Source organism: Amycolatopsis sp. 3B14, from assembly GCF_050958625.1.
GTDB classification, from domain to species: domain Bacteria; phylum Actinomycetota; class Actinomycetes; order Mycobacteriales; family Pseudonocardiaceae; genus Amycolatopsis_E; species Amycolatopsis_E thermoflava.
The window spans coordinates 1-11,129 of the sequence record NZ_JBHZEN010000123.1; the positions used below are offsets into that span (position 1 = coordinate 1).

Sequence of the window (11,129 nt, forward strand, 5' to 3'; positions counted from 1 at the left end):
CTGCGGTGGTGGCGGGTGCTGGGTGGTGGAGCTGCGCTGGTGGGCGGAGTGCCCGGGTGGTTGGGCTGTGCTGGTGGTGAGGTCGTGGGGTTGCCGGCTCCGTTGGGGCTGCATCGGGGGCTGAGGCTGGCGTCATGGGGCTCTTCGCAGTGCTGCTTCGGGCGTGGTGGCTGGCCGGAACCCGTGGTTCGCGGTCGGTGATTTGTGACGGTGCGGGGCCCGGCGGCCGGGAGTAACCCTGCGCCACCAGGGGCCGGCATCGCCGGCGGAGCTCTGCTGGTGCGTGCCGCGCGCGCGTTAGCGCTGGTCGAACGGCACGCCGGGCGCGATGTGGCAGCCGGAATCCCCGCCGCGGGTGGGTATCCTTCTGCCCGTCGCCGTCGTGGTGGAATTCTCGGTGCTGGAGCCTGGCCGAGGAGTGGGAACAAGGTGAGCGACGACATGACGGACACCGAGGAGCTGGCGCTCGCCCCGGTGCGCGCCCGGAGCCGGCCGGCTCGCTGGTGGCGCGGGTGCACCGGCTCACTCGCGGCAGGGCTCGTCGCGCTCGCTGTGCTCGTGCTGGGAGCCGGGCTGCTGTGCGCCTTCCTCGACGTACCCGGCCCGGGCGCCACGCCGATGATCGCCCACCCGGTCGCCGCCGTGCTCGCCCTCTTCGTGCAGCGCCTCGCGGACCGGAAGAACGGCCCGGTTGCCGGAGTCGCCGGGCTGGTGGTGCTCGCGATCGTCGCCACCGCGCTGTGGACCTTCTGGTGGGCCTAGCCGCTCACCCTCAAGGGTACATTCTCCCCGATCTTCGCGAACTCGCTCCACGGCCGGCCCAGGACCCTTATCGTTCGGCGAAACAGCGTTCAACGTAAAGGGGTACTGGGGTGATCGTGGCGATCGTGATCTTGGTCGTCGTGCTGCTGGCGCTCGCCATCGGGACGATCGGGGTCTACAACGGGCTGGTCAAGCGGCGTAACGCGTACCAGAACGCCTTCGCGCAGATCGACGTACAGCTGACCCGCCGGCACGACCTGATCCCGAACCTGGTCGAAACAGCGAAGGGTTACCTCCGGCACGAGCGGCAGACGCTCGAGGCCGTGATCGCGGCCCGCGGCGGCGCGGTCAACGCGCAGCAGGTTGCGCGCGGCAACCCGGGCGACCCCGCTGCCATGAACCAGCTCGCGGGCGCCGAGCAGGTGCTGACGCAGACGCTGGGCCGGCTCCTCGCGCTGTCCGAGTCCTACCCGGACCTCAAGGCCAACCAGAACATGATGCAGCTGTCCGAGGAACTGACCTCCACCGAGAACCGCGTGGCCTTCGCGCGCCAGGGCTACAACGACTCGGTCATGGCCTACAACACCAAGCGCGAAGTGTTTCCCGGCAATGTGATCGCGGGGGCGTTCGGGTTCACCCCGGCCGCGCTCCTGGAGATCGACTCGCCCGAACAGCGCGAGGTTCCGCGGATCTCCTTCTGACACCGATGAACTTCTTCGAACGACAACTGGAAGTGCGCCGGGCCTCGGCGCGGCTGGTGTGGCTGTTCACACTCGCCGTCGTGGTGATCGTTGCGCTCGTCGACTTCGCGGTCTGGGCCGGTTTCCGGCTGTGGGAGCGGCAGGCCGGCTCCGCCGTGCGGATCCTGGTCGTCGCCGGGGTGCTGACCGTGCTCGTCATCGGTCTCACCTCGTGGATCCGGACCCTGCTGCTGCGCCGGGGCGGCGGCGGGAAGGTGGCCACGAGCCTCGGCGGGGTGCCGGTCTCGCCGGACACGCCTGACCCGAACCTGCGCCGGTTGCGCAACGTGGTCGAGGAGATCGCGATCGCCTCCGGCATGCCGGTTCCGCAGCTGTACGTGCTGCCGAACGAGCCGGGCATCAACGCCTTCGCCGCAGGCTGGACACCGGGGGACGCGGCCATCGCGGTCACCCAGGGTGCTCTCGACCGGCTCAGCCGCGACGAACTGCAGGGCGTCATCGCCCACGAGTTCAGCCACGTCGTCAACGGCGACATGCGCCTGAACATCCGGCTGATGGGTGTGCTCACCGGAATTCTCGGGCTTGCGCTCCTCGGCAGGATCCTGCTGCCCAGGGGAGGCGGCAGGCGCCAAGCCGGCAGCCTGGGCCCGCTGGTCCTCCCAGCCCTGGTCGCGGTCATCGCCGGATACGTCGGCGTCGTCATCGGCAGGCTCATCAAGGCGGGCGTGTCCCGGCAACGGGAATTCCTCGCCGACGCATCGGCCGTGCAGTTCACCCGGCAGACCGAGGGGCTCGCGGGCGCGCTGAAGAAGATCGCCGGCCTGCCCGCAGGCTCGCGGCTGCACACCGCGAAGGCCGAGGACGTGAGCCACATGCTTTTCGGGGAGAGCCGCAAGTTCTCGTCCCTGTTCGCCACCCACCCGCCGCTGGTGCGGCGCATCCAGCTGCTCGATCCTGCCTTCGATCCGCGGGAGCTGGACCAGCTGAGCTCGCGGTGGGCGGCGGCACCGCCGTCCGGGATGGACGAAGACCGCGCGCTGGGCCTCACCACGGCTGCGGCACCAGCGCCCGGCCCGGTCCGCGCACCAGCGGACGCGGTCGTCGCGTCCATCGGCAATCCGGCGGCTGGTTCCTTCGGTCATGCCGGTGGTCTGCTCCGCTGCATCCCCGAGGACGTGCAGGCGCGGGCTCGGCGAGCCGACTCCGTCGTGCCCGTGATCCTCGGGTTGTTGCTGTCGGGGCACCCGCAGATCCGGACCGGGCAGCACCAGCTGCTCACGGCCCGGCTGGGCAGGCCGCTCGCCGACGCGGCCTGGCGCGAGGGTGACGCCCTCCGGGGGCTCGACCCCGCGGTGCGCCTGCCGCTCACGGAACTGGCCTTCCCCGCGCTGCGCCAGCGGCCGCGGCAGGAGCTCCAGGCCGTTGCCGCCGTGCTGCACGAACTCGTCCGCATCGACGGGAAGGTGGACGTCTTCGAGTACTGCCTGTCCGCTCTGCTCGTCCGCGACCTGTCCGAGGCGGCGCACCACCGGCCGCCGTGGCCGGTCAGGCGGACGTCGCTGCGGCAGGCCGCGCCCTCGGTAGCCGCGCTGTTCGCCGTGGTGGCCGCGGTGGGACACCGCGACCCGGCGGCGGCCGCGGCCGCGTTCCGAGCAGGTCTGGCACGGGTGTTGCCCGGCGCGCCGATCCCCTTCCAGCCGCCGGGTCAGGCCTGGCAGGCGTTGGACGCAGCATGGCCCGTGCTCGACGGCCTGCCCGGTCCGGACAAGGCGCTGCTGGTGGACGGGCTCACCACCGTGATCACGAACGACGGGGTGCTGGGCGTCGCCGAAAGCGAGCTCCTCCGGACGGTGTGCGCCATGGTGCACTGCCCGCTGCCGCCACTCGCGACGGTGGGACTAGGCCAGCCACTCCCGCCACGCGGCCAGCAGCACCCGCAGCAAAGCAGCGGGGTTTTCGGTGTTCGGTGAGTGCGCCGCGCCCGGGATGACCTCGAACGGAGCGCCCAGCCGGGCCGCCATCTCGCGCTGGCACGGCACGCTCCACGCATCGTCGAGTTCGCCCGCCACCACCAGGGTCGGCACGCCCGACGCGGCCAGTTCGTCCACCCGGTCCGGTTCGGTGCGCAAGCCCCGCGCCATTCCGAGCAGCCCGGCCGGGCTCGAGGCCAGGAAACGCAGTCGCAGGAAGTCCTTCAGGTCCGCGGGCACCGTGGCCCACAGCGGCGACCGCGCGCTCACCTGCTCCCGCACCCGGTACACCTCGTCCAGCCCGGCCTGCCGCAACACCGGCTCGCCAACCCCGAGCGCATCCCGCCGGGCACCCGCCGGCAACTCGCCCGGTCCGCTGTCCAGCAACGTCAACCCCGCGACCGGCGTGCCCGCCAGCACCGCCGCCCGCGCCACCAAACCGCCGAACGAATGGCCCAGTAGCACCACCGGCCCGTCGATGTCCGAGATCAGCCCCGCCACCACGGCACCCAGCGCGGACGGCAGGTAAGCGTCCTCGTCCGACGGGCCCGGCGACTCGAACTGGCCCGGCAGGTCGATCGCGACCGCGCGGAAACCGCCCTCCGCCAAGCCATCCAGCAACGGCGCGAAGTCCTCTTTGGACCCGGTGTACCCGGGCACCAGTACGGCGGTGGCCTTCGCCGGAGCGGTCGTGCGCAGCGCGGCCAGGCCCCGCAGGCGCACCTTCTCCGCCCCGTGCGGGGTCAGCTGGGCCGTCACGACAACGCGACCAGCGTGTTCCCGCGCTGTTCGAGCAGCACCGGCCCCAGGGCGGCCAGACGCACCGGCCCGGTGTAGCCGTGCCGGTCCACCGCGATCGTGCGGATCGTCGACCCGTCCGACTCGTTCAGCACCGCCAGTCCACCCTGGATGGGCACCACCAGCTGGTGCGCGAAGGTGATCCCGGGACCCAGCGCGCTGTTCAACGTCCACAGTGGAGTCAGGTTGTCCCGGGACAGCGCCATCATCTTCGAACCGGTGAACCAGTACACGTTCGCCGACGTCGTCGACGTGACCGGCGCCAGCCCGGCCGGGTCCTGCGCCAGGTCGGACGCGGGCAGGTCCAGCGGGTAGGCCGCGGTCTGCTCGCCGTCGGCGTCGTACAGCACCAGCAGCCTCTGGTCCGGCAACGCGACCGCCGTGTGATCACCGGACATCGCGACCAGCTTCGCGTTGTGCCCGGCCACGATGGTGCTGAACGACACCTGTGGCTCGTCCGACTCCTTGGGCACGGACTTCATCACCGTCAGCCGGTCGCCGGGGTCGCCGGGGCAGCGCTCGATCACGCCGAGCCGGCCCGACGCCATCGCGACCGACCCGTACGTGCAGCCCGTTCGCGGCTGCTTGTTCGGGTTCACCAGCGCGGGGACCTTGCCGTACTCGTTGGTCTCGACGAGGTCGTCCCGCCAGGTCACGAGCAGCTCCGGCCCGGTCGCGGTGACCTGGCTGCCGTCGGTCACCAGCCGCGTGCCCAGCGGCGCGCTGCCGGTGCGCTGCGCCTTGCGCAGGCCCGTGTCGATGCCGAGCCCGATCACCTCGGAGCAGCCGGACTCGCCGTTCACGCCGTCCTTGCGGTACACCGCCAGCACGCGGCCCCAGGCCTCGGCGGCGGTGCACAACGTCAGGTCGCGGGCGTAGCGCCAGCGCACCTCGCCGGTGAGCGGGTCGCGCCCGGCGATCTCGCCGCCGTTCGCGGTGGCCACGGCCGTGCCCTCGGCGATCGGGACCGGGGCCGAGTCGCTGGGCGCCTGCCACAGCTCGCGCAGCGTCGCAGGCACGGTCGCCGGCGCGGGCGGCAGGGGAGTGCCCGGCGCGGACGTCTCCTGGATGGTCGCCCGGCTCGCGCTGCCCGCCCAGATCACGACACCGGTGACGACCACCAGGACGACGATCAGGACCGCGACGACCCGGTCACGAGGCCGGTTCCACGGGGACGGCCGCTCGCGTCGCGGGCGTTCCGGAGCCGGCGCCGGGGCGGGAGCGCCGGCCAGCACGTCCTCCGCGCCGATCGGCCCGGCGACCTCGCCGCCGTCGGGACGGCGGTGCCGTCCACCCGCCTCGGGCTCGCTCACGTTCCTGCTCCCGGTGTTCGCCGGCGCCCCCGCGGCGCCGGTCGGCCTCAGTCTGCCGAACCCGGTGTATCAGACGTGTTCGCCGTCGCGCTGGCCGAGCCCGAACGGCGACGGCGGCGACGACGGGCGGGACGCTCCGCGGCCTCGCCGCCTTCACGCTCGGTCGGGCCCTTCTCCGCCGGGCCCGAGGTGTCGCCGAGCGCCTTGCCACCGCGGGTGCGGCGGCGCGGACGGCGCTCCTCACCCGACGGCTCGCCGGTCGCCTCGGCCTGCTCGCCTTCGCCGGCCTTCGCGGCGCCGCGGGTGCGGCGGCGGTTGCGGGTGGTCGCGCCGCCGCTCCGGCGACGGCCGCCCATCTGCTCCTCCGGCTCGGCGGCCAGGCCGGCGCGGGTGCGCTTGGACAGCGGCAGCCGCCCGGTGGCGTCCTCCGGGATGTCCAGGTCGCTGAACAGGTGCTTCGACGTCGAGTACGTCTCGACCGGCTCGGCCATGTCGAGCTTGAGCGCGTCGTTGATGGCCTGCCAGCGGTGCATGTCGTCCCAGTCGACCAGCGTGATCGCGACGCCGGTCTTGCCCGCGCGGCCGGTGCGGCCGATGCGGTGCACGTACGTGCTCTCGTCCTCGGGCGTCTGGTAGTTGATCACGTGCGTCACGTCGGTGACGTCGATGCCGCGGGCGGCCACGTCGGTGGCGACCAGCACGTCGACCTTGCCGGAGCGGAACGCGCGCAGCGCCTGCTCGCGAGCGCCCTGGCCCAGGTCGCCGTGCACCGCCGCGGCGGCGAACCCGCGCTCGGCGAGGTCGTCGGCCACCTTCTGCGCGGTGCGCTTGGTGCGGGTGAAGATCATCGTCAGCCCGCGGTCCTTGGCCTGCAGCACGCGGGCGATCAGCTCGGGCTTGTCGAGCGAGTGCGCCCGGTAGGCGAACTGGGTGGTGCGCTCGTGCACCGCGCTGGAGTCGTTCTCCTCGGCCCGCACGTGCGTCGGGCGGTTGAGGAAGGTGCGGGCCAGCTTGATGATCGGGTCCGGCATCGTGGCCGAGAACAGCATGGTCTGCCGCTGGTCGGGCACCATGCCCAGGATGCGCTCGATGTCGGGCAGGAAGCCCAGGTCGAGCATCTCGTCGGCCTCGTCCAGCACCAGCGCGCGGACCTTGCCGAGGACCAGCGCCTTCTGCTCGGCCAGGTCCAGCAGACGGCCGGGGGTGCCGACGACCACGTCGACGCCCTTGCGCAGGGCGCTGATCTGCTGCTCGTAGGGGCGGCCGCCGTAGATCGCCAGGGTGCGCACGTTCAGGTGCTTGCCGGCGTCGGTGAGGTCGCGGGTGACCTGCAGGCAGAGCTCGCGGGTCGGGACGACCACCAGGGCCTGCGGGGTGCCGTCGCCGGGGGAGACCACGCGCTGCAGCAGCGGGACGCCGAAGCCCAGCGTCTTGCCCATGCCGGTGCGGGCCTGGCCGATCAGGTCGTCGCCGGCCAGCGCGAGCGGCAGCGTGAGGGCCTGGATGGCGAAGGTGTGCTCGATGCCGGCCTCGGCGAGGGCGCGCACGATCTCGGGGCGGACGCCCAGCTCGGCGAAGGTCGGGGTGGCCGGTTCGACGTGGTCGGCCTGCAGCGGGTGGGAGGTGTCGGTGTCCGGGACGCCCGTCTCGCTGTGCTCGAGGGCCACCGGGTCGATCTCGTTGTTGTCGGAAATGTTCGCGGTCAGTGTGATCGCCTCTCTCTACCAGCGCGCACGGCCTGGTCGAGATTCGGCACTCAACCGGCGGGAAGGTCCACCGGGAATGCCTGGACGGCGTGCACGCGCATTACCTGCCGCTCGCAGTGGCGCCCGGGGTCTGCTCGTCCTCCGGCGAGTCGAGGCGGGGGTGCCTCGGGTGGGGCGCGCTACTGCGGATGCGGTAGCTTTCCCGTCCAATTGTAACCGGTACGGCCCCGGCCTCGGCATTTCGGCCCGGTGTGTCCACGTTAGATTCGTCTCCTCGTAACGGCGGTACGCTCACGGCCGTGACACGAGAGATCAGCGAAGGCGTCGTCGACCTGCTCGGGGTCATCGCCTACGGCGAATTGTCCGCGTTCGACCGGATGGCGGAGGACGCGCGGAAGGCGCCCACCCTGTCCGGGCGCGCCGCGCTGTCGGCGATGGCGGCCGCCGAGATCGGGCACTACGAAATGCTGGCGAAATTCCTCGCCGAGCACGGCAGGCGTGTCGAGGACGCGATGGCGCCGTTCGTGGCCCGGTTCGACGCCTGGCACGCGTCCACCGCGCCCAGGTCGTGGCTGGAATCGCTGGTCAAGGCCTACGTCGGGGACGGGCTGGCGGCGGACCTCTACCGCGAGGTGGGCAGCTGGCTGGACCCGGAGACCAAGGACCTGGTGGTCACGGTGCTCGCCGACACCGGGCACTCGGCGTTCGCCGAGCGGGAGGTCGCCGCGGGCATCGAGGCCGACCCCAAGACGCGCGACAAGCTGGCGCTATGGGGGCGTCGGCTGCTCGGCGAGGCGCTCACCCAGGCGCAGTACGTGGTGGCCGAGCGGGACCCGCTGGCCGAGCTGATCGTGTCCGGCTCGGGCGACCTGTCGGGAATCGCCGGGCTCTTCCGCCGGTTGCAGCAGGGGCACACCAAACGGATGCAGGTGCTCGGGCTGGGCTAGCCTGGGCGGTGGAGTACGTGGCAGAACCAGTCGGAGGTAGCAGGTGGAGGTCAAGATCGGCATCAAGGACACCCCGCGTGAGCTGGTGGTGTCCAGTGGCCAGTCCGCCGAGGAGGTCGAGAAGCTGGTCGCCGACGCGCTGAAGACCGAGGACGGCCTGTTCAGCCTCACCGACGAGAAGGGCCGCAAGTTCCTGGTCCCGTCGGACCGAATCGCCTACGTCGAGATCGCGCCCTCGGACGTGCGCCGGGTCGGGTTCGCGGTCGGCTCGTAAGTCTTCACGCGTAAGGGGCGTTCACCACGAGGTGGTGGACGCCCCTTTTGTCGTTTCGTAGAGTGAGTGACTCGTTACGGCACCAGGGGCGTTGATCCCGCCGGAGCGCTGCCGCCGGGCGACGCCGGAATGCCGGGTGCTCGAGCCGCGGACAAGTTGGCGGCGGTGGTGCAGGTTTGGCAGGGCAGGAGCCGCGCCGCCGGCGAGCTGCTCGCAGGTTACGCGGCGCGTATCGGCAAAGCCGTCGAGCTTCATCACTCCAGTGATGATGCGGCCGCGCGCGATCTGACGGCGGCTGCGCGCCCCAAGGGATGGCGGGAGCCGATCTGATGCCCGGCTGGGCGCAGGTCGTGCGATGGCGTCCTGACCGGCTGCAACAGGCGGTCGGGCTGATCAACGCCGAGTACAACGAGTTGACCGCCTGCTCGGACGATCTACGCGGCATAGCGGTTCCCGACGGCTGGTCGGGCCCGGCGGCGGGGGCGGCCATGCGGGAGGCTCGGCGCATCGCGCGGCTGCTGGACGAGTGGGCGGCGGAGATAGCCGCCGCCCGGCGGGCAATCGGGGATGTCGGCGACGCCATCACCGGCGTGGTGCACGGCGTCGAGGAGGCCGAGGCGCTGGCGACCAGGTACGGGTTCCGCATCGGCGAGGACGGGGCCGTCATCGATCCGGGTATGCCTGCCGGTGTTCCGGAGGACCAGCGGGAGACGGTGGCGCGCGATCGGGCGGCGATGGCTATGGAACTCGCCGACCGGGTCGGCGAGGTGCTGCGGCAGGCCGAGGACATCGACAGCGACTTCTGCCAGGTTCTCGACCGGATCCTCTCCGGCCACACGCTCGACGTCGATCCGGCGCGCACATCGCTGGCAGCGGCGGTGCGGCGGGTGACGCCCTTGGGTCGCTGTCGATTCTGGCGCCACCACCGGACGGGGATCCGGCCCGCAACGCGGCGTGGTGGGCGTCGCTGTCCCGCAACCAGCAACTCGTTCTCATCCGGGACCACCCCGAGTTGGTCGGCAACCGGGACGGGGTCGCCGCGTGGGCGCGCAACGAGGCCAACCTGGCCATGCTCCCCCGGGAACGCGACCGCCTGCGGCAGAAGTACGACCGGGTGCTCGCCCAGAGCGATGGGGGCCTGCCGAAGGCGCTGCAGCTCCTGGGCATCCAGGCCAAGCTCGACTCGCTCGACGCGATCGACGCGATGATGCACCTGCCGGACGGCACTGTGAACCCAGAGCGGCAACTCCTGTCGCTGGACCTGACCGGCCGGGTCGCGAAGGCCGCGATCGCTCACGGCGACGTCGACACCGCCCGGCACGTCGCGGTGTTCACACCGGGCATGAACTCGGCGGTGGACCAGAATATGGCGGGTTATGTGAACGACATGGAGCACGTGCAACGCGGGGCTGAGAAGCTGGCGCGCCTTCGCGGTGACGGCGGCTCCGTCGCGACGGTGACATGGCTCGGCTACGAGCCACCTGCGGTACCCGTCGCCCGGTTCAACGAGGGCATCAACGCCTCGCGTCCGGATGACCCGCACCTCACGGCGCTCGGCCACTCGTACGGCTCCCTGACCACCGGGATCGCCCTTCAACGCAACACCGGTGTGGACGACGTGGTCTTCTTCGGGTCCCCGGGGATCAGCGACACGCCGGACCTGCCGGTCAACCCGGTCGGGCTCAACAACGAGTTGTCCAGCTTGCAGGTGCCGAGCGGGCATGCGTACAACCTCAGCGCGGAGGGCGATCCGATCGCGCACGACGTGCCCCAGCTCGGCCGGTACGGGTCCTCCCCCGCGACCATCCCCGGCATGCAGCAGTTGTCCACGCACGAGGCGATCTCGCCCGATGGTCAACGGCTTGTCGCCGCCCACGGGCACAGTGAGTACACCGAGGTGCTTGCGGACGGCACCGAAAGCACCAGCGTGTACAACATTCAAGCCATCGTGGCGGGCACACCGACAGGTGGCGATAACGGAGGCACGGTGAAGGTGCTGAGGCGCACGGCGGTACTGGTCGCGCTCGCCGTGATCACGGCGTCCGGGTGCAGCGGTAACGATCCGTCGGGTTATCTCGGCGGGCCGACGACGAGGAACGGGATGAATGCCGATCAGCAGTTCCAGGAACTGATGCAGCGGCCCACCACGGAGGAGGTGGTTGCCCGCTACCGGCTGGTGCTGGACCAGCTCCGGGACGAGCTGACCAGCACGTTCGGTGTGCAGCCGTGGACGGAGGCCGCAGACGGGGTACGCAACTTCAACGGTTGCGCGCGAGCCTTCCCCGCCGTGCACCTGTGGGATGCGACCGAGCAAAGCCTCGCCGACCTGGTCAGCGACGTCAAGATCCCGGAGGACCGCCGGTCTGAGGCACGCCGGCTCGTGGTCGATTTCGCCGCGCGCAACGGCTTCGACCGGATCAAGATCGAGCGCGCCGGCCCGGATACGGGGATCGAAATCTGGTTCAGCGACGCGTACGGCGGTGAGCTGGTCTTCGGTTCCGCCAAGCGAACCCTGCTCGGCGCGACCACCGGCTGCCACCTCTACACCGTGGCCAAGGAGCGCGGCACCCCGCGCTCCTCGGCCACCCCGTGACGCCCTAGTTGTGCTGTTTGGTGAGGTTGGTTCCGCGGCTGGCTGGGGTGTTGCCGCCGATGCCG

The 11,129-nt window shown here is 71.5% G+C and carries 11 protein-coding genes; 7 read left to right on the forward strand and 4 right to left on the reverse strand.

The genetic code is table 11. The features are described 5' to 3' along the window. The first annotated feature begins 441 nt into the window (after positions 1-441). The 3 genes from ACCP09_RS39815 to ACCP09_RS39825 all read left to right on the forward strand — a co-directional run bounded on the left by ACCP09_RS39815 (position 442) and on the right by ACCP09_RS39825 (position 3,433). Positions 442-762 carry a hypothetical protein gene (locus ACCP09_RS39815; RefSeq protein WP_433754264.1) on the forward strand — a complete coding sequence of 107 codons (321 nt, stop codon included), beginning with the start codon at positions 442-444 and terminating at the stop codon, positions 760-762. Between the two features lie 125 nt (positions 763-887). Continuing rightward, complete coding sequence (locus tag ACCP09_RS39820) at positions 888-1,463, forward strand: LemA family protein (protein ID WP_228684934.1); 576 nt, start codon at positions 888-890, stop codon at positions 1,461-1,463. A gap of 5 nt (positions 1,464-1,468) precedes the next feature. Beyond that, positions 1,469-3,433, forward strand: coding sequence for a M48 family metalloprotease (locus tag ACCP09_RS39825; protein WP_433754266.1), 1,965 nt, complete (start codon positions 1,469-1,471; stop codon positions 3,431-3,433). Here the strand turns inward: ACCP09_RS39825 and ACCP09_RS39830 are convergent. Genes ACCP09_RS39830 through ACCP09_RS39840 form a run of 3 tightly spaced genes read right to left on the reverse strand, consistent with a single transcriptional unit; the run spans position 3,362 to position 7,211 of the window. Then, positions 3,362-4,192 carry an alpha/beta fold hydrolase gene (locus ACCP09_RS39830; RefSeq protein WP_433754268.1) on the reverse strand — a complete coding sequence of 277 codons (831 nt, stop codon included), beginning with the start codon at positions 4,190-4,192 and terminating at the stop codon, positions 3,362-3,364. The genes ACCP09_RS39825 and ACCP09_RS39830 overlap by 72 nt on opposite strands. Further along, positions 4,189-5,544 carry an Rv3212 family protein gene (locus tag ACCP09_RS39835; protein ID WP_378334748.1) on the reverse strand — a complete coding sequence of 452 codons (1,356 nt, stop codon included), beginning with the start codon at positions 5,542-5,544 and terminating at the stop codon, positions 4,189-4,191. Before ACCP09_RS39835 ends, ACCP09_RS39830 begins: the two co-directional genes overlap by 4 nt. Positions 5,545-5,591: 47 nt before the next feature. Beyond that, positions 5,592-7,211, reverse strand: coding sequence for a DEAD/DEAH box helicase (locus ACCP09_RS39840; RefSeq protein WP_027932368.1), 1,620 nt, complete (start codon positions 7,209-7,211; stop codon positions 5,592-5,594). Positions 7,212-7,549: 338 nt separating this feature from the next. On the opposite strand from ACCP09_RS39840, the gene ACCP09_RS39845 reads away from it, so the two are divergent. The 3 genes from ACCP09_RS39845 (at position 7,550) to ACCP09_RS39855 (ending at position 8,801) form a co-directional block, all read left to right on the forward strand. Beyond that, a complete protein-coding gene (locus tag ACCP09_RS39845; RefSeq protein WP_027932367.1) occupies positions 7,550-8,197 on the forward strand; it encodes a ferritin-like fold-containing protein in 648 nt (215 codons plus the stop codon). Positions 8,198-8,240: 43 nt separating this feature from the next. Further along, positions 8,241-8,471 carry a DUF3107 domain-containing protein gene (locus tag ACCP09_RS39850; RefSeq protein ID WP_017986956.1) on the forward strand — a complete coding sequence of 77 codons (231 nt, stop codon included), beginning with the start codon at positions 8,241-8,243 and terminating at the stop codon, positions 8,469-8,471. Positions 8,472-8,537: 66 nt separating this feature from the next. Further along, the gene (locus tag ACCP09_RS39855; RefSeq protein WP_433754272.1) at positions 8,538-8,801 is read left to right on the forward strand and encodes a hypothetical protein; all 264 of its coding nucleotides are present in this window, start codon (positions 8,538-8,540) and stop codon (positions 8,799-8,801) included. A gap of 104 nt (positions 8,802-8,905) precedes the next feature. Here the strand turns inward: ACCP09_RS39855 and ACCP09_RS39860 are convergent, their stop codons facing one another. Continuing rightward, the gene (locus tag ACCP09_RS39860; RefSeq protein ID WP_433754273.1) at positions 8,906-9,307 is read right to left on the reverse strand and encodes a hypothetical protein; all 402 of its coding nucleotides are present in this window, start codon (positions 9,305-9,307) and stop codon (positions 8,906-8,908) included. A gap of 176 nt (positions 9,308-9,483) precedes the next feature. Here ACCP09_RS39860 and ACCP09_RS39865 point away from each other — a divergent pair, with 176 nt between their 5' ends. Continuing rightward, on the forward strand, positions 9,484-11,064 hold the full coding sequence (locus ACCP09_RS39865; protein ID WP_433754275.1) for an LppA family lipoprotein: 1,581 nt from the start codon (positions 9,484-9,486) through the stop codon (positions 11,062-11,064). Positions 11,065-11,129: the final 65 nt, after the last annotated feature.

Bases quoted from the DNA above. Each gene is read 5' to 3' on its own strand.
- ACCP09_RS39825 (WP_433754266.1), top strand. From the start codon at position 1,469: ATGAACTTCTTCGAACGACAACTGGAAGTGCGCCGGGCCTCGGCGCGG.
- ACCP09_RS39815 (WP_433754264.1), top strand. From the start codon at position 442: ATGACGGACACCGAGGAGCTGGCGCTCGCCCCGGTGCGCGCCCGGAGC.